This is a genomic window from Pyramidobacter sp. C12-8 (assembly GCF_002007215.1).
GTDB lineage: Bacteria > Synergistota > Synergistia > Synergistales > Dethiosulfovibrionaceae > Pyramidobacter.
Window position 1 is genome coordinate 24,217 of record NZ_MUHX01000020.1, and the last position, 22,242, is coordinate 46,458.

Below are 22,242 nucleotides of genomic sequence, written 5' to 3' on the forward strand. Positions count from 1 at the left end.
TGCTCACGCCCCCCGCCAGGGGAGCGCAAAAAATCGTTTCAGCCGTTTGTACGCTATGAACGCCAGCAGCGACGTGACGCCGTATTTGAACAGGTTGAACGGCAGCAGCGCGTAGACCATCAGCGTATAAAGATCCGTCACCGCGGCATTGGCAGCGTGCCCCATGCCGATCACCGTCTCCATTTTCAGTCCCAGCAGGCGCGCGTAAGCGGGAAAAAAGACGAAAAAGTTGCCCAGCACGATCAGCGACGAAGCGCACAGCGTGCCCCAAAGCAGCGCCTGCGCAGCGGCGCGTTTCGTGCGCCGGCGGCCGTACAAAAGCGCCGCGGGCACGACGTAGCACAGACTGCCCCACAGGTTTGCCGCCTCGCCGACGCCCATGGTCGTCGTGCCGTTGAGCAGGAAATTGAGCGTTACCTTGACGACCGCCGCAAAAGCTCCGGCGCCGGGACCCATCATGCAGCCGCCGAGGATCACCGGCAGCTCGGAAAGATCGAACTTCACGAACGGCGGCACAAAAGGCACCGGAAATTCGAGGATCATCAGCAGCGTGCCGACCGCTCCAAGCATACCCGTCAGAACAAGCGAATGCAGCGAAAAACGCCGGCAGCGCGCCAGCGACATGGTGTCATCCTTCATCCAAGTCCCTCGCAGAATACCGAAATGATTTTCTTGCGAATATCATACTCCGTCCCGCCCAATTTACCAATCGTCAGTTTTTCCATCTTGGTCGAGATCATAAAAATTCGGAACGCCCGGCAACAGGCGTTCCGAATTTTCTTGTGTCCATACTGATCCTGATTTTCAATAAAAAGACATCGTTGAAACGCCGCGCAGTGCTCTGCGACGCGGCACAAGCCCTTCAGAGCGCTTCGAAGAAGCGTATCTTCATTGAGCTCTTTTAGTTGAGAACGAGTATCAATCAAACGACGGCAGGCAATGGAAAACTTTCAACAACGGCTGCGAAGCGCCGAAAACGCGCTGCGTTTCCTCGCAGTCGAGCGCCAGCTGCTTCATCAGGCTCATGCGCCCGCTGAAGCGCGTCATCAGGCGCAGCCGCTTCAAAAAGGCCAGCAGCGGCCGGCGGCCGTACAGATCGCCGTGAAAACCGATCACGTGCGTTTCGATGCGCAGGCTGCCCTGAACGAGAAACGTCGGATTGCGCCCGACCGAAACAGCCGCCGGCCACCATCGGCCTTCGTGCCACATCGCGCCGGCATACACGGCCTCGCCGGGCGTCAGTTTCTTCTCGTCGGGAAGCATGTTCGCCGTAGGATAGCCCATGGCGCGGCCGCGGCGCTCGCCGCTCACCACCCGGGAAAAGAGGAACCACGGATAACCGAGCAGTTCGGCCGCCTGATCCACGTTGCCCGCCTGCACCATGTCGCGGACGCGCGTGCTGCTGACGACGATGCCGTCGTCCATGACCAGCTGCGGCATCAGCGCCAGCTCCAGGCCGTGCCCGGCGCAGTAGCGCGTGAGAAATTCGCCGTCGCCGGAGCGACCGCGCCCGAAGCGGAACTCGCGCCCGACGACGATCCCCGTCACGTCAAGACGCGCGCGCAGTTCGTCGAGGAACTGCCGCGGCTCCGTCGAGGCGAATTCTCTGGTAAAGGGGATCTCCAGCGGCTCGGGAATGTCGAAGTTGCGGCGCAGGAACGCGGTGTCCTCGCGCGTGAAAAGCCGGGCCTTCAGCCCCCCCAGCACATAACGGGGATGCGGCGAAAAGGTCACGACTTTCCATTCGGTATGAGCGCGCGCGGCCATTTTCCGCGCCTGACGGAACAGGGAAAAATGGCCACGGTGATAGCCGTCGAAGGCCCCGATGCAGACGATCACAGGCGCACCGCCGTGGGGATGTTGGCCTGCGGGCAGATCACGGCGCGGCCGTTTTCGACTCTCAGCGCGCCGAGGCAGAGATGCTCTCTGCCCACGACCATCACGCCCTCGTCCACCGGCACTACGCCGGGATTGCGGAACCGCATGAAGCTCACGTACACGCCGAGGCCGTTGCTCAGCCGCTTCTCGCAGAAAGCGTTGGCGTCGTAACTGTAATACTGGGAAGCCAGCGATTCGACGGACTGGATGCGGGCGGCGAGCTCCGCTTCGCTCGCGGGAGCCTGCGGATTGTAGGGCAGCGCCTCTTCGGCGCGGTAACAGCCCACGTTCAGGCGGCGCAGTCCCGACAGATGCGCGCCCGCTCCCAGCGCGCGGCCGAGGTCGCGCGCCAGGCTGCGCACGTACGTGCCGCGGTGGCAGCGCACCAGCAGACGGGCTGCGCCCGTTTCGTCGCGGCCGAGATAGCGGATCGAAGTGACGTTCACGGGCCGGGGGCGGATATCCGGTTCCCGTCCGGAACGCGCCAGCTTGTGGGCGCGCGCGCCGTCCACCTTCACCGCGGAGACGCGCGGCGGCGTTTGCAGGCGCACGCCCTGAAAAGCCGGCAGCGCGCCCAGCAGCGCCGGCTCGTCGTAAGCGGCCGGTGCCGGCTCGCTCAGCGGCTCGCCGGTCGCGTCGTCGGTGCTGGTCTCCCAGCCGAACGTCACGCGCGCCAGATAACTTTTCGGCAGATTCATCACTGCTTCGCTCAGGCGCGTGGCGCTCCCGGCCAGCAACACAAGCGTTCCCGACGCCGAGGTGTCCAGCGTGCCGGCGTGTCCGATTTTCTGTTTCCGTCCGCCGAGCGCCTTCGACACCGCGGTAACGCAGCCGCGGCTGGGCGCGCCGTAAATTTTGTCGAGGACGAGGATCCCGTTATACACGGCTCAGTTCCTCTTCCAGGGCTTTCAACCCCTCGCCGAGCGGCAGATGGATCTTGCAGCCGGCCGCATAACGGTGGCCGCCGCCGTTCCACTTCGCGGCGATCGCCTGAGCGGAAACGGGGCCGCGAGAACGAACGCTGCAGCGCAGACAGTCTTTGACCTCGCTGACCATCACGGTGACGTCGGCGCCTTTCATATGCGTCAACATATTGATAAGCCCATCGGTATCGCTTTCGAGCGCCCCCGTCTCGCGGAAATCGTCGCGCGTGATCCACGAGAGCGCGGCACGCGCGCCGACCGGTCTGACGCGGGCCATGCAGCGTCCCCACAGGCGCAGTTTCGCCGGCGTATCGTTGAAATGCAGCCGTTCGTCCAGTGTGGCGGGGACCGCGCCGGCCTTGACCAGCTCCGTCGCGATCCGCATGGTGTCGGCGGTGGTGTTGGAAAACTTGAACCAGCCGCAGTCCGTCGCGATCGACACGTAGAGCGCTTCGGCGATGTCCGCGTCGAGCGCGCAGCCGAGCGCGAGGACGACCTCGTAAATCATCTCGCCGGTCGCCGCGGCATGCGGCTCGATCCAGTTCACCTCGGCGCCGAACCGTTCGTTGCTTTCGTGATGATCGATGCTGATGCGCGGCTCCAATCCGGGCACGCCGCGGTCGCGGGAGCTGACGTCGACGGCGATCACGCAGCGTCCGTCGTCGGTCGCGGAAGCGCCGGACCGGTACTCGCCGCTGTGGGGCAGAAAGGCGTACAGCGGCGGCAGCGGATCGACGCCGCCCCAGATCACGTCGCGCCCCAGTTTTTTCCCGGCCGAAACAAGGGCGCTGCCGCAGCCGAGCGTGTCGCCGTCGGGCTTGACGTGGCAGACGACGCGCCATTTCGGCTCGGCCAGAAGGATACGCGCGATCTTCTCGGCTTCAGTCATCGGATTCCTCCGATGCGTCTTCTAACGCTTCCGATTCCTCAGGCGGCAGCTCGGCGCTGATGCGGTCGAGCACGCGGTCCATCTCGCGGGCCAGCTCTTCGCTGTCGTCGAATCTGAACGTCAGCTCCGGCACGGTACGGTACGACAGCACGCGTCCCAGCGACGAACGCACGTAGCCCGAAACTTTTTCGAGCAGCTTGGCGACCTCGGCGCGTCCTTCCTCGCGGAGCGTGGTGTAATAGACCTTGGCGTACTTCAGATCTTTCGAACACTCCACCGAGGTGACGATCACCTCGGCCAGTTTCTCGTCGCGCACTTCGCGCGAGAGGATCAGCGAAATCTCGCGCTGGAGCTGGCTGTTGATTCTTCCCATTCTGAAACGAGGCATCCGTTTCCTTCCTCTCTTGCGAACCGGTCCTTCCTGCTCGACGCGCCGGCGCTGAGATGTCCCTTCAGTCTGCCGGCACGCGAACGGTTCTTTTACAAAATTTTACAGAGTTCTTTTCTCTTCCACGAGCTCGTAGGCTTCGACCACGTCGCCCTCGCGGAAATCCTGATAGTTGGCGAAGGTCATGCCGCATTCGAAGCCCTCGCGCACTTCGCTGGCTTCGTCCTTCTCGCGGCGCAGCGAAGCGACCGAGCCTTCCCAGATCACGATGCCGTCGCGAACCAGACGCACCTTGCTGCCGCGTTTGATCGCGCCCTTCATGACCCGGCAGCCGGCGATCTTGCCGACCTTCGGGGCCTTGAAAATCTTGCGGATCTCCACTTCGCCCAGAGAGTTCTCCTTGATCGTCGGCGTCAGCAGACCTTCCATGGCCGCCTTCACGTCGTCGATGATCTCGTAGATGATGCTGTACAGGCGGATCTGCACGTTTTCCTTTTCGGCGAGTTTGCTGGCGCTGTTCTCGGGGCGGACGTTGAAGCCCACCACGATGGCGTTGGACGCCGTGGCCAGCATGATGTCCGATTCGGAGATGCGCCCTACGGCCGTGTGCACGATGTTGATGCCCACGTCTTCGGTGCCGAGCTTCTCCAGCGAGCCGACGATCGCCTCGATGGTGCCCTGCACGTCGCACTTGATGACCAGGTTCAGCACGGGCTTTTCGCCGTCCTGCACCTGGCTGTAGAGGTCTTCCAGCGTCATGCGCTTCACGGCCATGTTGTTCTGGGCGTTGCGGCGTTCGGCTTCGAGGTTGGCAAAGTAGTCGCGGGCTTCCTTTTCGGAGCCGATCTGATGGAAGTGCTCGCCCGGCTGCGGCACGCCGTTCAGGCCGATGATCTCGACGGCAGTGCTGGGACCAGCCTGTTTGACGTTCTTGCCGGCGTCGTTGAACATGGCGCGCACCTTTCCCCAGCAGGTGTCGAACAGGATCAGATCGCCCCGACACAGCGTTCCCTGCTGCACGATCACGGAGGCGACGGCGCCCTGCCCCTTGTCGAGGCGTGCCTCGATGACGACGCCTTCGGGCGGAACGGTGGGATCGGCCTTAAGATCCTGCATCTCGGCCACGAGCGAGATCATCTCGAGCAGCTGATCCACGCCTTTGCCGGACTTGGCAGATATTTCCACCATGACGGTGTCGCCGCCCCACGCTTCGGAGACAAGACCGTAGCCGCTCAGTTCCTGCATGACCTGCTGCGGGTTGGCGGTGGGCTTGTCCATCTTGTTGATGGCGACGATGATGGGGACGCCGGCGGCTTTGGCGTGATTGATGGCCTCGATGGTCTGAGGCATCACGCCGTCGTCGGCGGCGACGACCAGCACGGCGATATCGGTGCACTGGGCGCCGCGGGCGCGCATGGATGTGAAAGCTTCATGGCCGGGCGTGTCGAGGAAGACGATTTCCTTGCCGTTGTACGCGACGTGCGAAGCGCCGATATGCTGGGTGATGCCGCCGGCCTCGCGGGCTGTCACGTGGGTCTTGCGGATCGCGTCAAGCAGCGAGGTCTTGCCGTGGTCGACGTGCCCCATGACGGTGACGATCGGCGAGCGGGGCTTGAGATGCGAGCCGTGCGGCGTCGCCTTGCCGCCGGCGGGCTGGGGCGCTGGAGCTTTTTTCGCTTCTTTGGCCGGTTCTTCGTCGCTCCAGTCGACGTCGACGCCGCAAACGTCGCCGAGAGTGAGCAGGATGTCGTCGTTCAAGGACGCGGATGCGGGAACCATCATCCCGGCGCTCATCAATTTCTTCACGGCTTCGGCGGCGGAAAGTCCGAGCGCGTCGGCCAAGTCTTTCACGCAGCCGCCGTGTTTGACTTTCACGGTCTCCTTTGCAGGAGCGGGGGCTTTCTTTTCCTCCGCCGGAGCGGGCGTTTTGCTCTCGGCCTTCTCGGCTTTCGGCGCGGGAGCCTTCTTTTCAGGCTCGGCCTTGGCAGGCACACTCTTTCCGGAGGGACTTTTCTTCTTTTTGCTCTTCTCGATCTCTTCTTCGACAAGCTGGATCGCATCGTCGTCGATCGTGCTCATGTGGGACTTGACGGAGACGTTCACCTTTTCCAGCAAAGTGAGCAGATCCTTGTTGTTCATCTCCAGCAGCTTTGCGAGTTCGTATACTCTCATCTTACTCAACGGCATTTCCTCCTTCTGGAAGCAGTCCTTTTATTTTCTCTGCAAAGCCGCTCTGCACCGGAAGGGCGACTATCTGAGCCTGTCGCAGTCCCAGGAGTTGTCCGAGTTCCAAACGGCTTACCCCCGCCAAAACGTGCGTGGTGACAGTTCTGGCGTCAATGGATCTTTTCAACGTAACGGAATGATCGTGCGTCAGCAGGACGAACAGGTTCTGCCCGGTGGAAAGCGCCCCCAGCACGCGGTCCTGACCGACGATCAGCTCGCCGGCACGCCGCGCCAGCCCCAAAGTGCCCTTGATTTCCTCAAAGAGCTCCGCCGCATCGGGGAGCGCGTCGCATTCTTCGAGGTTCACCGCGGCGCGAAGTTTGGCCTGCACCTCCGCGGGAACGGAACATTTAAGAGATTTTTCCAGCAGCCGCCTCTTCAGGCAGAGGGCTACGCACTGAGGATCGGGACAGACGTACGCGCCCCGTCCCGACGTTTTTCCCTGTTCGTCAAGTGCGACCTGTCCGTCGGGCCGGCGCACCACGCGCAGCATCTCGCGGGGCGCGCGCTCGCGGCGGCAGGCCACGCATCGGCGGGGATTCACGGATCGCCTCAAGCCCGCTCCCCCTCTTCGGTCTCGGGCTTTCCGGCGGGCGCGGCGTCGGTGTTGATGTCCACTTTCCAGCCTGTCAGGCGGGCGGCGAGGCGCACGTTTTGTCCGGCTTTGCCGATGGCCAGCGAGAGCTGATCGGCGGGAGCGTACACCTTGGCGGTGCGGTCCTGTCCCTCGACGGCCTCGACGCTGGTCACGCGGGCGGGCGAAAGCGCGTTTCTGATGAACTCGAGAGGATCTTCGTTCCAGACGATGATGTCGATCTTTTCGTCGCAGAGATCGGCGCTGATGTTCCTGATGCGGGCGCCGCTGTTGCCGACGCAGGCTCCCACGGAATCGACGGCGGGATCGGTGGAGGCCACGGCGACTTTGGCGCGGGCGCCGGCCTCGCGCACGATGCCTTTGATCTCTACGGTGCCGTCGTGGATCTCGGGGATCTCCAGCTCGAGCAGCTTCCTCAGCAGCCCGGGATGGGTGCGCGAAACGACGATGCGCGGGCCGCGCCCGGTCTGGCGCACATCGAGCAGGAAGAATTTCTTGCTCTCGCCGGGCGTGTAGACTTCGCCGGCGATACGTTCTTCGCGGGGCAGCACGGCCTCGCTGCGCTCGCTCAAGCGGACGAGGATCTGATCGTTCTCGGCCTTGAAGATGGTGGCCGTGATCAGGTCGCCGATCTTGTCGTTGAACTCATTATATACGATTTCGCGCTCGGCGTCCTTGAGGCGCTGAGTGATCACCTGACGGGCGGTCTGAGCGGCGATGCGTCCGAAGCTCTTGGGGTGCTCGAGCACGGGCACCTTGACGCTGTCTCCCGCCTGAACGTCGGGGTAGCCGAGGGCACGCGCTTCGCCGAGGCTGATCTCGCTGTCGCTGTGCACCTCGGCATCGACCGCCCGGCGCACGTCGAAAATGGACACGCTGCCGGTCGCGCGGTCGATGGTGACGACGGGATCGAACTTGCCGTCCCTGAATTTCCGATAGGCCAGCGCCAGCGCCGCCTCGATGCTGGCGAGGATCACTTCTTCGGAGAGGCCCCGCTCCTCGCCCAGCTGTTTGAGCGCCCCCAGAAAATCAACACCCAGTTCCATTCTAACTTTTTCCTCCCCTTTTCTTGAAGGTCTTCTTCTGCCCCTTTTCTTCCTCGTAAACCAAATGGGCTTTCTGGATTTTCGCCAACGGAAGATCCAGCGGTTCGCCGCCGCAGTCCAAAAGGACCGCGCCGTCCTTTATCCCCTCGATCACGGCCGTGACGCGCCGTCTCCCCTCGTAAACGTCTCTCAGGCGGATGCTGACGGAACGTCCCGCAAAACGCGCGTAGTCCTCCGCTTTGAACAGCGGACGTTCCAGTCCGGGCGAACTGACCTCGAGCAGATAATGGTCCTCGAAGACGTCCGCCGCGGTATCGAGCAGAGCGCTGATGTCCTTGGCGCACCGTTCGCAGTCGTCGAGACCAACGCCGCCGTCGCGGTCGATGTACACGCGCAGGATCTGCGAGCCGGCTTCCTTGACGGTCTCTGCGCCGACGAATTCATACCCCAGCGATTCGACGAACGCCTTCAGTTGTTCGGAAATCTTTTCCATGTCCATGACGATGCCTCGCTTTATGATTGGCCGATTTATAAAAAACGAAGAGTGGGCACAGCCCACTCTTCACTCCCAGCCTCCAAATTCTTCGCGTATTGTAACATGAAAGTTTTCAGATAGCAACCTGTTTCGTGCAAAAAAATTCTCTTTGCTCCCCTCCGGCCAACGCCGTCTGGACGTCAGCGGCGCAACGTCGCCGACGCCCAGACGAAGACGGCCTGCGCCTCGCCGGCCGGACCGACGCGTTCGCCCGATTTGAAGGTCACGCTCAGCCGTCCGCTGCCGAGAACCGTTTCCAGCGAACGGACGATCGCGTCTTTCCACGGCGCCAGCCGCGGCGTCTGCACAGTCAGCACGGCGCTCAGCCATTCGAGCCGCCAGCCTTCGGCGTTGACTTTGGCGAGCGCGTCGCGAAGCAGCGCCATGCTGTCGGCGTCTTTGAACTTTTCGTCGCCGGCGGGATACAGCGTGCCGATGTCCGGCAGTCCCGCGGCGCTGAGCAGGGCGTCGGCCGCGGCGTGAGCGAGCGCGTCGGCGTCGGAATGGCCGTCGAGCCCCAGCGGTGAGTCGACGGTGACGCCGCCGAGGATCAGCCTTCGCTCCGGCACGAGCGGATGCACGTCGTAGCCGAGGCCGGTACGGATCTCGCCGGCATCGGCAATTTTCCGCGCTATTTCCCAGTCGCCGCCTTCCGTCACCTTGAAGTTCACGCTCTCGCCCGCCACCCAATCAAGAGTCCCGCCCCGCTGCAACCACAACTCGGCCTCGTCTTTGAAGTCGGCGCGGGGGGCGTTCTCGAGCAGTTCCCGCAACGCTGCGCGCGGAAAAAGCTGCGGCGTCTGGGTGATGTAAACGCCGTCGCGGTCGAGCGATTCGATGCGTCCGTCTTCGATCTTTTTCAGCGCGTTCGCTTCCGGCAGCAGCGGGACCACGGCGTTTTTCCCCGTCGAGGCGGCGATCAGACGCCGGCACAGCGGCACGCCAGCAAACGGGCGCGCGGCGTCATGCAGCAGCACTTCGTCCTCATCGCAGGCGCGCAGCGCCGACAACACGGACAGCGCGCGCGACGCGCCGCCGGCCGCGACGGTCACGCCGTCGGGCGCCGTCAGCGCGTTTTCAGGCGGCAGGACGAGCACGATCCGGTCGATCATCTTTTCCCGCCACAGTATCCGCGCCGTTTCCAAACTCCATCCCCAGACGGGACGCCCGCCCAAAAGGCGGAATTGTTTGGGTTCGCCGCCGAGACGCGTTCCTCTTCCCGCCGCGAGGATGACGAAAGCGCGGCTCAACTTTTCACCTCGCGTTTGACGCGGCCGAAGACCATGCGCCCGGCCGAGGTCTGCAGCAGCGACGAGAGCGTCACCTCCACCGTCTTGCCGATGTAGGGGCCGCCGTCTTCGACGACGAGCATCGTGCCGTTGTCGAGATAGCCGATGCCCTGACGCGCGTCCTTGCCTTGTTTGATCAGATCCACCGTCACCTCGTCGCCGGGCAGCAGAGCGGGTTTCATGGCGTTGGCCAGATCGTTGACGTTCAGCACGCGTACGTTCTGGATCTGCGCGACTTTGTTGAGATTGTAATCGGTGGTGAGCACGTCGTAACCGAATTTTTTGGCCATGGACACCACGCCCGAATCCACGAACTCGGTGTGATAATCGGCCAGCGAGGCTTCGATCAGCGCCAGCTTCACCTGTTGAAGTTTCTGCAGCTCCTTGACCACATCCAGTCCCATGCGGCCGCGGGCGCGGCGGTTCTGGTCCTTCGAGTCGGCCACGGTCTGCAGTTCGAGCAGCACGAACGACGGCAGGATCAAAGTGCCCTGAAGGAATCCCGTCTTGGCGATGTCGAGGATGCGTCCGTCGATGATGACGCTGGTGTCGAGGATCTTGCGCGGCACCGGATCGGCCGCCGGTTCAGCGTCTTCGCTCTCTTCCGCCGGGACTTTTCCGGCGCGGCTCTTCCGCTTCTGGCTGAGGCGCTCTTTCACCGAAGCCATGGCGCCGCGGATGTCCCCCTGACGGGTCACGAAGATCCAGGCCATGACGAAGCCGATCAGCACGTTCAACAGCACCGTCAGGTACGGGCCGAAGGGCGTGTCGGAAAAGGGCAGCACCAGCAAATTGGCCAGCACGAGCCCGACGATCATGCCCGTCAGCGCGGCGACGATCTCGGGCCAGGCCGTGCTGCGCAGCTGACGTTCGAAAAGCAGGCCCACGTCGTGGAGCAACTTCATAAAATACGGCGCCAGAAGGACGCCAATAAAGCCGAAAACGGCAATGGAAAGGACGATCGCCAGTCCATGGAAAAGAAACGTGTCGGGGAAATATGCCCTGAGCAGCGGCGCCCCCGCCTGATAACCGGCCAAAGCCCCCAGCAGTCCGAGCAGGGCACCGCAGCTGTACCTGACGATTTTTTTCAGTCCGTCGGTCATGATTGGTTTTCCACCTCCTTTGAACGAAACGAGAGCGCCCGAAAAGCGCTCCCGAAACTCCGCCGGCTATTCCCTGATTTCCTGCCGGCTTTCCAGCGCCGCGTGGAGCGTGACGCGATCGGCGAACTCGATGGAACCGCCGACCGGCAGGCCGTACGCCAGGCGCGATTTTTTTACGGGGATATCCCGCAGCGCCTCCAGCAGCGCGTAAAAGGTCATGTCGCCTTCAATGCGCGGATTCGTGGCGATAATCGCCTCGCGGATCGGATACTCTTCGAAGCGTTTGCGCAGCAGGCGCACTGTCTCCTCGGGGAGCGATTCGCGGTCTTCCAGCGGCGAAAGCGACGTGCCGAGCACGAAGTACAGGCCGTTGAAAAGCCCCGACTGTTCGATACTGACGAGGTCCTCGATGGTTTCGGTGACGCAGAGCAGCGAACGGTCGCGCAGCGGATCGCCGCAGATGGGGCAGGGCTGTGTCTCGGTCAGGTTGCCGCACTTCTCGCAGGTCGTCAGGCGCCGGTTCAGCTCGCCGACGGAACGCGCCAGGTCGGCGCCGAAGCCCTCGCCCTCCTGGAGCACGTAAAAGGCCATGCGCCGGGCGCTCTTTTCGCCCACGCCGGGAAATTTTTTCAGCAGCGAGATCAGACGTTCGATCGGTTCAGGCAGAGACATCGCCGGTCACTAAAACGGCAGCTTCATGCCGCCGGTCAGAGAGCCCATGCGCTGTTCCATCATTTCCCGGGCTTTGTTGGCCGCGTCGGACACTGCCGCGAGGATCAGGTCTTCGAGCATTTCCACGTCTTCGGGATCGACCACCTCTTTGGAGATCTTCACGCCGACCAGTTCGCCCTGCCCGTTGACCGTGGCGCTGACCATGCCGCCGCCGGCATTGCCTTCCACTCGGGCCTCCTTCAGCTCTTCCTGAGCCTTCATCATCTTCGCCTGCATCGCCTGAGCCTGCTTGAGCATCTGGCTCATGTTGCCCATACCGCCTCTGCCGCCAAAGTTCATTTTTCTTCAATCCTTTCGCAAAATACGATTCTAATGATGATATTTCGAGCCCTCGTGGATCATGGCCGCGCGATAGATCTGCTCGCTGAGAAGCAGCAGCGCCATCTCGTGCGTGAAAGTCATCTTCGACAAAGATATTATCACGTTTCCGCGTTTTTGCAGCGCCTCCGAAGTGCCGTAGGGACCGCCGATCAGGAAAACCAGCCGTCCCCGCCCGCCGCCAAGCAGATCGTAGATCCTGCTCGAGAGCTCTTCGCTGCCCAGCGCTCGCCCGCGCTCGTCCAGCAGAAAAAGAACGTCCTCGCCGCCGATGCGCTTGAGGAACTCCTGCCCCTCAAGCTCTTTGCGCTGCTCGACGGTCAGTTTTTTCCCTTTGCCCGGTTCGGGCAAAAAAGTCCACTCTACCGGCAGCAGCGGCTTCAAACGCGTCCGATAGTGTTCCAGACCTTTGACGATGAACGGCTCGCGCGGACGCCCCATGGCCAGCACCTCGATTTTCATCGTCCTTCGCTCACTTTCCTCCGGTGCCGTTCCGTTTCGAAAGCGCGCTCGCGGGCGACACGCCGCGCCGCAAACGAACGGACAGCCTGCTCGCGCGCCCGCTCCGCCTGTTTCAGGCTGCGCCGCAGCCGGCGGATCAGATGATCCGCCGAACGCAGTTCCATCACGCCGTTGATATATTCCCACAGCGAGCGCACCAGTTCTTCGATCTGGAGCGAAGCGCTCTCCTCCTGAGGCGAGGTGAGCAGCGAAGTATAGCGCGGCAGCAGGCCGTGCCGCATGCCGGCGTCCGCACGGTAAAACTGCGGACACTCCACGCCGGAACGGATTTCCTTTTTCGATTCGACGGCGATCGGGGAAAAACTGAGCCGGAACAGCTCGGCGCTCTGCGGCCCGCTGTAAATGTTCAGCATCGCCAGAGCGGAAGCGGTCCGCGTTGTCAGTTCGGCCAGCCGCCGTTTCTGTTCGAGACTCCGGGCGCCGAGGCGCTCCCGGCTGACGATCAGCCGACGGATGCGCTGGCGCAGCCTCTCCGGCAAAGAGCGGACGTCTTCTCCGCTCATCGTGACGCCTCCCCGCCGTCATTGCGGCCGTATTCCCGCAGCAACGACAGCGGCACACGGCTGATGCGGCTTTCCGGCATCAGGGCAAGGATCCGCCAGATCCGCTGCGGCGAAGCGTCGGCGTGCGGTTCCAGATCGCTCAGGAACTCGTGCAGGGCGCGGTCGAACGCCCGCTCCTCCTCGCTGAGCGGATATTCGTCCATGCGCCGGCGTTTCAATTCCGCTCTCAGTTCCTTGCACTGGCGGCGCAGCAGGCAGGCGAACTCGACCGAACGGTCCATCCCCCGCGGGAGCTGGGGCATGTAACCGTTCAGCGACAGCGCGCCGTCGCCGCGCAGGGGCAAAACGCCGTCGAAAAGATCGCGCAGCGCCAGCAGCTCCGAAGGCAGTCCCGCCACTTTACGTTCCGAGAGCAGCATCGCCACGGTGATGCGTCCCTTGTGGCCGTACAGCAGCTGCATGTGAGTGCTCAACGCGTTTCTGAAACCGTTCAGAGCTCCGGCGCGGCTGCGGTAATAACCTCGCAGCGCCAGATCTTCCTGATAGAAGCGCGCCCACGATTCGAGGTCGAGCACCATCAGGAACACGTCGCGCCCTTCGTCGGCGCGGCCGATCGCCGCTTCCCAGCCCAGGCGCAGCGGCGTCATGCTCTGATAGAGCTGGTCGCGGCTGTCGGAAACAAACAGCCCTTCGTCTTCCAGCCCATAATGATCCCAGATACGGCGGATTTCCTCCGCCTCGTTTTTCGACGTGTCGAGCGAGATCAGGCACGGCCACTGATGATCCGAAAGCGCGCCGTGCAGCAGCGCGGAAAAGAATCCCAGCGAGCGATAGAGCGACACTCCGGCCACAAAGATCGAATGACCGTGCTGCAAGGGAAAAAGAGCGTCCACCGGCGCGATCCCCGTCTTGAAGACCGAGCGGCGCGTCAGCCGCGAAGCGGCCAGCGGCGGCTCGACCGGCAGTTCCAGTTCGTTGCTGCCCAGCCAGACCTGCAGCGAATCACGACAGAGAGAATGCTCGCCGTCGCAGATACGCACATGACAGCGGTCGTTTTGGACTTCGACGACGCGCCCCACGAAACTGTCGCCGGAATCGTCCCGGATCGTCACCAGATCGTTCAGCGACGCGCCGGCGAGGCGCTCGACCCAAAGCGACGAAGCAGAGAGAAAACTGACGTTGTTCGAACCGCGGCGAAGCAGTTTCATGGCCGTTCCTCCTCCTGCGCGCGCAGCCAGTCGATAAAGCTGCGGCGGCGCACATCGGGCCATTCGCGAAAGTTCAGCTGCAGTTCGGCGCGAATCTTCAGCACCGACGCCAGCAACGCCGGACCGGCCCGGGACGCCAGTCTCAGAAGCGTCTCACCGTCGGCATCGCTCCACTGCACGTGATTCTCCGGCTCCATCGCAAAGCCGAGCGGAGAATACTCCACGAAGAGCTCCCCGAAAAGTCCTGTCAGCGCTTCCAGCGCGTGACGAATGTCCTCGTCGCATTCCTCGGTCAGGCGGCACAGTTGCCGCCAACAGCGGCCGGCGGGCGACAGATCACCCCAGGAGTCCGCCGACGGTACCAGATTCTCCGAAAACTCTTCAAGGATGATGCCTGTGCGCATAAAACGCGGCAAACGCCCCATATAGGGATGCTCCGCAAGCGGTGAAAAGCCCTCTTCATAGCGCCAGCCGACGATCAGCGACGTGGAGCGACCGTCTCCATCGGGCCGCGACTTGAGGTCCAGCAGATCGCCCAACTGACGCCGGGCCGTATAAGGATAACCGTCGGGGAGCAGCGGCTCGCCCGAACTTTCGCCGTATTCACGCGCCGATTCCAGCCAGTAATGCAGATCGTCGATCAGGACCAGCCGTCGCCGGATGGCGTGAGGACGCCCCGTCAGATACGTGAGTGCCCGCGGCACCAGAGTCTTTATCGCCGGCACGTTCCACGGCGGCGTCCAGAGGATCGTGCAGCTCTCCGCACTGCCAGCCATCTGCACGGCGCGGCAGTAACGATACAGTTCGTGGTAACCGCCTTGGCAGAAAATATACAGAAAATCCGCCCGCTGCGCCGCGGCGACCTGGCTGAACAACAAAGCGAAACCGCCCGGCGGTGTGCCCAGCAGCGCCACGCCCTCGCCGTCGTGCAGGTTCATGAATTCGCCCAGCGTTTTCAGCCCCCAGAAACTGCCGCCAGCCGTCTGCTGAGGAACCGCGGAAAAGTTGAGATTGCCCATCGACACGTCGCCGATCTTTATGATCTGCCGTCCCAGCGGATCGATCACGGCGCCCGGCTCCGCGCGGGCAAGGCGTTCTTCCAGCGTCTCGCCGCTCAGGCGCAGCAACTCGCCCGGCCGGATCTTTTCCGGAAGATCCAGCGGCAGGATGCGCACGGTCCGTCCGTCATGACTCTGCACCTGCCCATACCACGAGTTGTCTTCGGTGCAGGCGAATTCGCCCAGCACGACCGGAAATCCGGCTTCGATGCAAACGCTTTCGGCGCAAACCGACTGAACCGGCGCAGAATGCCCCTTTATTTCAACTCGCCTCCTTCCACCGCAGGCAAGGGGATCCAGTAAGGATCGACCGACTCCTGAAAATATTTTTTTTCCAACGAAGAAAAGCTCTTCACGAGCGTTTCCTCGTATAAGACGGCCTCCGCTCCGGAGGCGAGTCCGGCTTCTTTCAGTTCCTGAAATCCGACCCGAGCGGGAACGATTTTTTCCATACAGCCCAGCACCGACCAGAGACGGAGAAACGACGCCGAACCGATCAAAAGCGCATGATTTTTCATGTCTCCCCCTAACGGCCGACGAGCAGCACGCTCTGCAGCGCCGCGCGGTCCAAGCCGCTCTGCAGTCCGGAAACGACGGTCATCAGATCGCGCCACTCGCAGAATAAGCGCGCCCGATAGGATATGATCACCGATACGCCGAGCGGGTCTTCACGGCGCAGCGTCATCTGCCAGAGCAGATACTGCCGTTCCAACTCGAACAGCGAACGTTCGTCGGGTTCCGCGCCGCGGGAACGCCAGAACGTGCCGCGCAGCAGCGCTTTATAGCTCTTTGCGAAGAGCAGACGCTCCAGCGGCAACGAACCGCCTTCGAGAAAACGCGCCGGTTCGTCCGGCGCGCCGGAGCCGTAATGGACACTCAGCCAGACGCGCAGATTCCACAAGTCGATCAGATAGCCGAGACATTGCGAGACAACCATCCCATTCGCGCCGCGGCACCGTTTCAGCACGCCGCCGGCCCAGTCAAAAGAGCTCTTCATGTAGGACCACTCGGCTTCCCAGAGCCGTCCCGACTCGTCAAGCAGTTTCACTGCCGTGCTGAGCGCATTGGACAGCTCCGTCGGATCGTAGCGGCACAGTTCGTCGATCTGTTCCCGGTCGCCGCCGGCGCCGGCCAGCTGCCGCCAGAATTCCGGGCTCAGTTCGCCGCAGCCGGGCATAGCCGGCTCGTAATCGTTCCGCCCCGATTGGAGCGCGCGCAAAAAGAGCTGGCCGTTTTCCAGATCCGACTGGATCGAAAGCACCGACGTGAGCAAGCGCACCGTGCCTTTGCCCCAACTTTTCAGTTCGCCGAAACGCTGTCGGGCGGAAGCGGAGATCAGGCTCTCCAGTTTCAGCGCCAGCGGCATGTCCGAGAGCATGAAGTCCCGGCGGTACAGCGGGCCGTAAACCGTATCGAGCAAATATCGTTCCACGCCTTGCAAATCCGCACACGCAAGTTCGGCAAAAACCTGAGTCGGGAGGAAATCCCGCGTGCGGGCGCGCAGACGCCCGTTCACGTATTCGTAATTAGCCTCTTCCCTGACGGTGGACGACAAGCTCGCAGCGGTATTGCTCCCAGCGGGTCTGAAAGGTGCAGTCAAAGAGCGCGCCTCCCTCCTCGATCAGGATAAAGCCGCCCCAGCGCCCGGGATCTTTTTCTTCCACGTTGAATCCCGCGGCACGAAGCAGTCCGGCTTCGCGCGGCCCGGCGCGAAACGTTCCCGCGCCGGAAAATCCGGCGCGACGGCATTGCTCCGCCATTCTCGCCAGGAACGCGCCGTAGCTCTCGCTGCTTCGAAAAAGTTCGATTCTCCGCCGCAGTTCCCGTTCGAGCCGCCGCAGATGCTGCGCTTCGAGCTCTTTCTGCACGCTGCTCTCCAGCGCGCGCACCAGACGGCGACGGCGCATGCTCAAGCGCTCCAGCGCCTCTTCGCAGGCGGCGGTGCATTCCTTCACAGCGGCGGCCGCCTCGTCACGGCAGGCGGCGATCAGCCCGCCCATGCGGCTGTCCGCGGACGCCCGCATCGCCTCGTGCTGCGCCGCAAGTTCCGCCTCCATGGCGCGCAGAAACGCCGGAGGCAGAAGTTCCTCGCCCGTCAACGGAAAACTCCTAGGCGAACTGCAAGATCAGCATGATGGCCACGACGAAACCGAGAATGACCATCGTCTCCGGGATCGCTTCGAGAATGATCATCGTGCCGGCCGTTTCCGGTTTTTCCGCCACGCTGCCGGCCGCCACGCTGCCGATCCTGGCCTGGGCGAAAGCGGTCGCAAGCGCGGGGATCCCCACGGCCAGCGCTGCCGCCAATGCTACGAGTCCTTTTTCCACGATAGTTTCCTCCTGTATATAAAAGGATGATAATCTTTTCCCTGAGCAGCGTAAAAATTGCCCATGAACTCCACATAATGAAGACGCGCCGCGTGCAGCCCCGACTCGGCGAACGCCAACACGAAATTGAGCAGATGGATCGCCAGCGCGACGAAAAGTCCCAGCGCCGAAACGCCGAGAACGTCCACGAACTTCGAAGCGGCCACCGCAAGGATAGCCGACGACAGGCCGATGGCGCCGATGCGCACATAACTGAGGATGTGCCCGAAAGAACTCATCGCTTCGATCAGTCCGCCGATGCCGCCCCCGGCCGTCAGCAGCACCAAGCCGACGACGAGCGCCGCGATGCCGCCCGGAAAAGCTTGCGGCGGCAAAAGCCGGCGCACGGACATGAGCGCCGCCACCATAGCCAGGATCACCAGCATGGCGCCCAGCTTTTCCATGGCGTGCTTTTTATGGCGAGCTTTCAGACCGTGGATCAGCCCCACCGCCAGACCGAGCAGCACGTGCCCCAGCCCGAGGGCCACCGAAAACATCAGCACCGGCATGACGGCCTGAGAACGTTCCACCCAGAGCGGTTCCACGTGGAACATCCGGTGCGCGAAATCGCCGAAGAACTCGCCGAAGGCGGCGCCCCAGAGAATGCTCCAAACGCACATGGTCATGAGAACGAAAGCCACGTCGCGCACCGCTTCGCTTTTGGCGCGGCGGCGCACGAGACACGTCAGGATCATCATGACCAGTCCGTAGCCGGCGTCGCCGATGATGCAGCCTGCGAAAAACGGGAAAAACACGCCGATCAGGCTGGTGGGATCCGCCGTGCCATAAGCCGGCGGCTGCACGAGTTTGAGAAACACCGCGAAGGGCGCAAAGAATGCGCCGTGGCGGAGAGCGGTCGGCACCTGTCCATATTCGTCGGGTTCCGGTTCGCGGCTGTGAAGCGCGACGCGCCCGGCAAATTTTTCTTCCAAACGGACACGGAAATCTTCCAGACCACGCTGCGGCATCCAGCCTTCGATCAGCAGCACGCCGCCGAGGCGGTCGCAGCGGCTGAAGACCTGATACTGGTCGACCTTGCGATCGATCAGCAAAAAAAACGCCTTCTGCCGAGGACCCCACTGCTTTCTCATGGCGACAAGTGCAGACTGCTCCGCCTTGAGAAGGGACTGGATCTCCGACAGACGGCGTTTCATCAGTTCCATGCTTTCAGCATAATTTTTTCCGGCATATTGAGGCGGCGGCGTCCACAACGCAGCGCCGATGTCATGCAGGATTTCCGTCACAGCGGAAATCCGAGCCGCCGGCACCGAAAGCTCGACCAGCAGCTGATCCTCTTTGGCGGTATCGTGCACGTGAAACAGCGTTTTCTCGCCGTCAGCACACTGGCGTTCGATCTGTCTCAGCGCCAGCGGCCAAAGGTCTTTCGCTACCCACCAGAGCAGACAGCGACGTCCCAAAGAATCCTTAAAAGCGAGCGTTCCCAGCTGCGCAAGAATACGTTCCAGCAGTTTTTTCTCATCAGTAAGACGGTCATGCCCTTTCATGATGCAGGCTAGCTCCGCCTGAAATTTTTCTACGCTTTTTTCCAGCTCGGGAACGGTGAGAGCGAAGGATTCGGACAGGATCCGCTCCACCTCGGCGTCGGCCGCAGCAGGAACGCTTTCCGCCGAAGCGGGAACGGCAATTCCCTCCAACGTTTCCACCACGGCGCGCAGCTTCTCGCGCAGCACCAAGAGCCGATCTGCCAGATCGACGTTGTGCTGTTCTTCAGAAGGCAGGATCAGATGGACGCGCCCGTCGGCCTGCAAGAAGTCGATCAGCTCCATCCCCAGAGATTCGGGGAGCGCCAACGACAGCCGGCACATTTTTTCGATCATCGGCGCGCTTCCTCCTCTCCGTTCATTGCCGCCCAGGCGCGGTCCAGTTCCGCATCCATCGGCGCGCAGGCGGCTTCGACGCGGCGGCGCTCCGCTTCCTCGCGCATCCGTTCGAGAAGCAGCTGAGTCTCGCGCTCATAAGCGGCAACTCTGGCCTTCTGCATCTCGTCGCAGCGTTTCAGCGTGTTCTCCACCATCAACCGCGCCCGCCGTTCCGTCTCGTCGACGCGAGCTTCGAGCTCCCGTTCCAGGTTGAGCGTCTGCGTCCGCTGAGACGCAACGAGTTGGCGCAACCGCTCTTTCCAGCGCGATTCGCTTTCCTTCGGCGTCATGAGGCGCCTCTGGAATTCATCAGATACTCGCACAGATCGCCCCGGTCGATGATCCCGACGAGAAGCCGCCCGTCGAGGACGGGCAGGCGCTTGACTCTGAGCCGCAGCATCAGGTCGGCCACGTTCATGATGTTCGCCGTCGTCTTCACGGACTGACAGTTTATCTGCATATAGTCGCGCACCGTGCCGGCGCGGACCTGCGAGAATTTTTTCGTCAGCAGTTCGTGCTCGCCGTAGAGGAAGGAATCCTGCGCAAGGATCTCCAGATACGACGGCAACACGGAACGGAGGATGTCCGATTCCGAAAGGAAACCCACCAGACGCCACCGCTCGTCCACGACCGGAACGCCGCTCAGGCTGTGACTGTGCAGCACGTGCATGGCGTCTTCGACGGTGTCTTCGGCCATCACCGCGGTCAGATCGCGCTTCATCAGCTGCTCGGCGGTCACCATTTCGTTACTCATGATCTTTTTCTCTCCACGGGAAGACGTTGAGCCGCTCGCGAAACACCGCCAGCACAAAAGCCAGCAGCTGGAAATCGCGCTTCAGCCGCCACGGCTCCTGGAACAGGCGATAGAGCCATTCGCAGCCGATTTTCTGCCAGAAGCGGGGCGCCCGCTTCAACACGCCGGCGTAAACGTCGAAGCTGCCGCCCACGCCCACGCAGAGGACCCCGTCAAGATTCGCGCGCTGCGAGTCGAGCCACTTCTCCTGTGCCGGCATGCCCAGCGCCGCAAACAGGATCTTGGCGCCGCTTTTGCGCACGTTGCCGGCCACTTCGTCGGAAAACGCGCGGTCGAAATAGCCGTCGTAACAGCCCGAAACGACCAACCCGGGATATTCTCTTTGCAGGCGTTCCGCGGCGCGGCGGGCAATGCCCGGGCGGCCGCCCAACAGGTACACGGGCAGCGATTCGGACGCCGCCAGACGGCAGAGCCGATCCATGTAATCGATGCCAGCGATGCGTTCCACCACAGGCACTTTCAGTTTTTTCAACGCCCATACCAGCCCCGCGCCGTCGGGAAGATTCAGATCGGCCGCGTTGGCGATGCGGCGGAACTCCGCGTCGGAGCGCGTCTCGTTCAGCCCCAGCGCGTTCATCGTCACCACCATGTGGAAGCGCGGCTCGGAGCTCTTGAGCCAGGCCAGACTCTTCGACAGCGCGTAGTTCATGGAGATCCCGTCGATCCTCACGCCCCACAGCGCATGGTCATCGGCGCGCGCGCGGCGGCCGCCGTGCACGCCCCACAGCACCAGCAACAGCACGCCGGCCATCGCCGGCACCGCCATTTTCAGCGCGGCGGAATCCGGGATCAGCTGCATCAGCGCCACCGAGGCGCCCACCAGCAGGCAAATCTCCGTCACCAGACGCACTGCCGCCGGATGATCCACGCCGCGCTCGATCACGCGGCTGTAAAGGTCAGGCGCCACGCGAGTCTGTCCATGCGTGAACGCGTGACTGACCAGCCCCAGCGACAGCTCCACCAACGGCACAGCGTAAAATCCCAGCGGGATCACCATCAGCGCCGTGAGCGTGATACCCTTGCTGACGCCGATGATGGAAATGCCCGCCACCAGCGTGCCCCACAGGGACGCCAGCGGCGTTCCCAGCTGACGGAACTGATGGCCGAGCCGGCTCCAGTACGCGCCGACCAGCACCAGAGACACGACCGAGACCAAAAACGCCTCGCCCAGATTCTGGCGCGAAAAATACGTCACCGCGACCATCAGCGAAAGGCTGACGCCCAGCAGATGTCCCGCCAACCCCGGCACCTGGTCGAGCCGCCGGAACAACACGGGGAACAGCGTCATCCACGCCGTGGTCAGCAGGATAGACTGCCATGAAGACAGGTAGAGGAACGCGGAGCCGCTGGAAGAGACGAATGAGATCGGCTGCCCCGTCAGGGCGAAGATCAGCCCGGGCAGAACGATAAAGGCAAAGAAACCTTTTCCCGGTCGAGCCCGCTCCGCCAGCCCCACGACCATGGACAGCAGCGAACAGGCCACCAGCGCTTCGATGCGGTCGCTGCCGCTCCACAGGGCCAGCAGCATCATCACCGTCATCAGCGAGAGGTCCCTCATGTAGAAATATTGATCTCGGCTCAGTTTTTTCCTGAAAAAACGCTGAAGCGCCACGCACCCGATCGCCACCAGAAGCAGCGGCACGATCGCGTCAGCGCTGAAGGGCAACGTCACAGCCGATTCCTCCCTTCACGGTTTCCCCTAAAAATTTTATCAGCCCGCAAACTTGGGAACGGACGAGAAACGCTCGTCCCGACTCATCTTAAACATTATATCAGGAGTTCCCGATAAAAAAAATCCCTTTTCGCGTCCTGGACCGCGAAAACACCGAAAAAACGCTCGCAGACAAACCGTCGCGGCAAAAGCGTCCGCTTCTCTCAAAGCGATCACGACGCGGCGGCTGCGATTCATCCCAGATTCCCGAAACACCACCCTAGGAGTTCATCGTTAACTCAACTTTCTGGTTTAGC

26 protein-coding genes are annotated in these 22,242 nt (G+C 62.5%); all 26 read right to left on the reverse strand.

Annotated features, from left to right (window positions below; all coding sequences use genetic code 11):
- Positions 1-3: 3 nt before the first annotated feature.
- Positions 4-639 carry an ECF transporter S component gene (locus B0D78_RS08370; RefSeq protein WP_078016522.1) on the reverse strand — a complete coding sequence of 212 codons (636 nt, stop codon included), beginning with the start codon at positions 637-639 and terminating at the stop codon, positions 4-6.
- Positions 636-926: a hypothetical protein gene (locus tag B0D78_RS12835; RefSeq protein ID WP_168170068.1), complete on the reverse strand. Its 291-nt coding sequence runs from the start codon at positions 924-926 to the stop codon at positions 636-638. The genes B0D78_RS08370 and B0D78_RS12835 overlap by 4 nt, the downstream gene beginning before the upstream one ends.
- Positions 919-1,839, reverse strand: a complete 921-nt coding sequence (gene ribF / locus B0D78_RS08375) for a riboflavin biosynthesis protein RibF (protein ID WP_078016523.1) — start codon at positions 1,837-1,839, stop codon at positions 919-921. The genes B0D78_RS12835 and ribF overlap by 8 nt, the downstream gene beginning before the upstream one ends.
- Positions 1,836-2,762, reverse strand: coding sequence for a tRNA pseudouridine(55) synthase TruB (truB, locus tag B0D78_RS08380; RefSeq protein WP_078016524.1), 927 nt, complete (start codon positions 2,760-2,762; stop codon positions 1,836-1,838). Before truB ends, ribF begins: the two co-directional genes overlap by 4 nt.
- Positions 2,755-3,690 (reverse strand): DHH family phosphoesterase, encoded by a 936-nt coding sequence (locus tag B0D78_RS08385; protein ID WP_078016525.1) that lies wholly within the window; start codon positions 3,688-3,690, stop codon positions 2,755-2,757. Before B0D78_RS08385 ends, truB begins: the two co-directional genes overlap by 8 nt.
- Positions 3,683-4,078 (reverse strand): 30S ribosome-binding factor RbfA, encoded by a 396-nt coding sequence (rbfA, locus tag B0D78_RS08390; protein ID WP_078016526.1) that lies wholly within the window; start codon positions 4,076-4,078, stop codon positions 3,683-3,685. Before rbfA ends, B0D78_RS08385 begins: the two co-directional genes overlap by 8 nt.
- A gap of 102 nt (positions 4,079-4,180) precedes the next feature.
- On the reverse strand, positions 4,181-6,265 hold the full coding sequence (gene infB / locus B0D78_RS08395; protein WP_274703315.1) for a translation initiation factor IF-2: 2,085 nt from the start codon (positions 6,263-6,265) through the stop codon (positions 4,181-4,183).
- Positions 6,252-6,860 (reverse strand): RNase P modulator RnpM, encoded by a 609-nt coding sequence (rnpM, locus tag B0D78_RS08400; protein ID WP_240496147.1) that lies wholly within the window; start codon positions 6,858-6,860, stop codon positions 6,252-6,254. Before rnpM ends, infB begins: the two co-directional genes overlap by 14 nt.
- Positions 6,857-7,945, reverse strand: coding sequence for a transcription termination factor NusA (nusA, locus tag B0D78_RS08405; RefSeq protein ID WP_078016528.1), 1,089 nt, complete (start codon positions 7,943-7,945; stop codon positions 6,857-6,859). Before nusA ends, rnpM begins: the two co-directional genes overlap by 4 nt.
- A gap of 1 nt (position 7,946) precedes the next feature.
- Positions 7,947-8,444 carry a ribosome maturation factor RimP gene (locus B0D78_RS08410; protein ID WP_078016529.1) on the reverse strand — a complete coding sequence of 166 codons (498 nt, stop codon included), beginning with the start codon at positions 8,442-8,444 and terminating at the stop codon, positions 7,947-7,949.
- 176 nt (positions 8,445-8,620) lie between these two features.
- Complete coding sequence (ispF, locus tag B0D78_RS08415) at positions 8,621-9,730, reverse strand: 2-C-methyl-D-erythritol 2,4-cyclodiphosphate synthase (RefSeq protein WP_078016530.1); 1,110 nt, start codon at positions 9,728-9,730, stop codon at positions 8,621-8,623.
- Positions 9,727-10,872 (reverse strand): PIN/TRAM domain-containing protein, encoded by a 1,146-nt coding sequence (locus B0D78_RS08420; RefSeq protein WP_078016531.1) that lies wholly within the window; start codon positions 10,870-10,872, stop codon positions 9,727-9,729. Before B0D78_RS08420 ends, ispF begins: the two co-directional genes overlap by 4 nt.
- Before the next feature lie 66 nt (positions 10,873-10,938).
- Positions 10,939-11,544: a recombination mediator RecR gene (recR, locus tag B0D78_RS08425; protein ID WP_078016532.1), complete on the reverse strand. Its 606-nt coding sequence runs from the start codon at positions 11,542-11,544 to the stop codon at positions 10,939-10,941.
- Positions 11,545-11,553: 9 nt separating this feature from the next.
- A complete protein-coding gene (locus tag B0D78_RS08430) occupies positions 11,554-11,883 on the reverse strand; it encodes a YbaB/EbfC family nucleoid-associated protein (protein ID WP_078016533.1) in 330 nt (109 codons plus the stop codon).
- A gap of 30 nt (positions 11,884-11,913) precedes the next feature.
- The gene (locus B0D78_RS12840) at positions 11,914-12,384 is read right to left on the reverse strand and encodes a 23S rRNA (pseudouridine(1915)-N(3))-methyltransferase RlmH (protein ID WP_168170069.1); all 471 of its coding nucleotides are present in this window, start codon (positions 12,382-12,384) and stop codon (positions 11,914-11,916) included.
- Positions 12,381-12,947 (reverse strand): V-type ATP synthase subunit D, encoded by a 567-nt coding sequence (locus tag B0D78_RS12845; RefSeq protein WP_168170070.1) that lies wholly within the window; start codon positions 12,945-12,947, stop codon positions 12,381-12,383. Before B0D78_RS12845 ends, B0D78_RS12840 begins: the two co-directional genes overlap by 4 nt.
- Entirely contained in the window at positions 12,944-14,155 is a 1,212-nt protein-coding gene (locus B0D78_RS08440; protein WP_078016535.1) for a hypothetical protein, read from the reverse strand. Before B0D78_RS08440 ends, B0D78_RS12845 begins: the two co-directional genes overlap by 4 nt.
- Positions 14,152-15,402, reverse strand: coding sequence for a hypothetical protein (locus B0D78_RS08445; protein WP_078016536.1), 1,251 nt, complete (start codon positions 15,400-15,402; stop codon positions 14,152-14,154). Before B0D78_RS08445 ends, B0D78_RS08440 begins: the two co-directional genes overlap by 4 nt.
- A gap of 68 nt (positions 15,403-15,470) precedes the next feature.
- Positions 15,471-15,731 (reverse strand): hypothetical protein, encoded by a 261-nt coding sequence (locus B0D78_RS08450; protein ID WP_078016537.1) that lies wholly within the window; start codon positions 15,729-15,731, stop codon positions 15,471-15,473.
- An 8-nt stretch (positions 15,732-15,739) separates the two neighbouring features.
- On the reverse strand, positions 15,740-16,729 hold the full coding sequence (locus B0D78_RS08455; protein WP_205948283.1) for a V0D/AC39 family V-type ATPase subunit: 990 nt from the start codon (positions 16,727-16,729) through the stop codon (positions 15,740-15,742).
- Positions 16,730-16,739: 10 nt separating this feature from the next.
- Complete coding sequence (locus B0D78_RS08460; protein ID WP_078016539.1) at positions 16,740-17,312, reverse strand: hypothetical protein; 573 nt, start codon at positions 17,310-17,312, stop codon at positions 16,740-16,742.
- A gap of 10 nt (positions 17,313-17,322) precedes the next feature.
- The gene (locus tag B0D78_RS08465; RefSeq protein WP_009165809.1) at positions 17,323-17,541 is read right to left on the reverse strand and encodes an ATPase; all 219 of its coding nucleotides are present in this window, start codon (positions 17,539-17,541) and stop codon (positions 17,323-17,325) included.
- On the reverse strand, positions 17,523-19,418 hold the full coding sequence (locus B0D78_RS08470; protein ID WP_078016540.1) for a V-type ATP synthase subunit I: 1,896 nt from the start codon (positions 19,416-19,418) through the stop codon (positions 17,523-17,525). The genes B0D78_RS08465 and B0D78_RS08470 overlap by 19 nt, the downstream gene beginning before the upstream one ends.
- Positions 19,415-19,750, reverse strand: coding sequence for a hypothetical protein (locus B0D78_RS08475; protein ID WP_078016541.1), 336 nt, complete (start codon positions 19,748-19,750; stop codon positions 19,415-19,417). The genes B0D78_RS08470 and B0D78_RS08475 overlap by 4 nt, the downstream gene beginning before the upstream one ends.
- The gene (locus B0D78_RS08480; protein WP_078016542.1) at positions 19,747-20,214 is read right to left on the reverse strand and encodes a CBS domain-containing protein; all 468 of its coding nucleotides are present in this window, start codon (positions 20,212-20,214) and stop codon (positions 19,747-19,749) included. The genes B0D78_RS08475 and B0D78_RS08480 overlap by 4 nt, the downstream gene beginning before the upstream one ends.
- Complete coding sequence (locus tag B0D78_RS08485; RefSeq protein ID WP_078016543.1) at positions 20,207-21,946, reverse strand: WecB/TagA/CpsF family glycosyltransferase; 1,740 nt, start codon at positions 21,944-21,946, stop codon at positions 20,207-20,209. Before B0D78_RS08485 ends, B0D78_RS08480 begins: the two co-directional genes overlap by 8 nt.
- Between the last annotated feature and the right edge of the window lie 296 nt (positions 21,947-22,242).

Bases quoted from the DNA above. Each gene is read 5' to 3' on its own strand.
- B0D78_RS08370 (WP_078016522.1), bottom strand. From the start codon at position 639: ATGAAGGATGACACCATGTCGCTGGCGCGCTGCCGGCGTTTTTCGCTG.
- B0D78_RS08385 (WP_078016525.1), bottom strand. From the start codon at position 3,690: ATGACTGAAGCCGAGAAGATCGCGCGTATCCTTCTGGCCGAGCCGAAA.
- rbfA (WP_078016526.1), bottom strand. From the start codon at position 4,078: ATGCCTCGTTTCAGAATGGGAAGAATCAACAGCCAGCTCCAGCGCGAG.
- infB (WP_274703315.1), bottom strand. From the start codon at position 6,265: ATGCCGTTGAGTAAGATGAGAGTATACGAACTCGCAAAGCTGCTGGAG.
- nusA (WP_078016528.1), bottom strand. From the start codon at position 7,945: ATGGAACTGGGTGTTGATTTTCTGGGGGCGCTCAAACAGCTGGGCGAG.
- B0D78_RS08410 (WP_078016529.1), bottom strand. From the start codon at position 8,444: ATGGACATGGAAAAGATTTCCGAACAACTGAAGGCGTTCGTCGAATCG.
- B0D78_RS08420 (WP_078016531.1), bottom strand. From the start codon at position 10,872: ATGACCGACGGACTGAAAAAAATCGTCAGGTACAGCTGCGGTGCCCTG.
- recR (WP_078016532.1), bottom strand. From the start codon at position 11,544: ATGTCTCTGCCTGAACCGATCGAACGTCTGATCTCGCTGCTGAAAAAA.
- B0D78_RS08430 (WP_078016533.1), bottom strand. From the start codon at position 11,883: ATGAACTTTGGCGGCAGAGGCGGTATGGGCAACATGAGCCAGATGCTC.
- B0D78_RS12840 (WP_168170069.1), bottom strand. From the start codon at position 12,384: ATGAAAATCGAGGTGCTGGCCATGGGGCGTCCGCGCGAGCCGTTCATC.
- B0D78_RS12845 (WP_168170070.1), bottom strand. From the start codon at position 12,947: ATGAGCGGAGAAGACGTCCGCTCTTTGCCGGAGAGGCTGCGCCAGCGC.
- B0D78_RS08440 (WP_078016535.1), bottom strand. From the start codon at position 14,155: ATGAAACTGCTTCGCCGCGGTTCGAACAACGTCAGTTTTCTCTCTGCT.
- B0D78_RS08450 (WP_078016537.1), bottom strand. From the start codon at position 15,731: ATGAAAAATCATGCGCTTTTGATCGGTTCGGCGTCGTTTCTCCGTCTC.
- B0D78_RS08470 (WP_078016540.1), bottom strand. From the start codon at position 19,418: ATGATCGAAAAAATGTGCCGGCTGTCGTTGGCGCTCCCCGAATCTCTG.
- B0D78_RS08475 (WP_078016541.1), bottom strand. From the start codon at position 19,750: ATGACGCCGAAGGAAAGCGAATCGCGCTGGAAAGAGCGGTTGCGCCAA.
- B0D78_RS08480 (WP_078016542.1), bottom strand. From the start codon at position 20,214: ATGAGTAACGAAATGGTGACCGCCGAGCAGCTGATGAAGCGCGATCTG.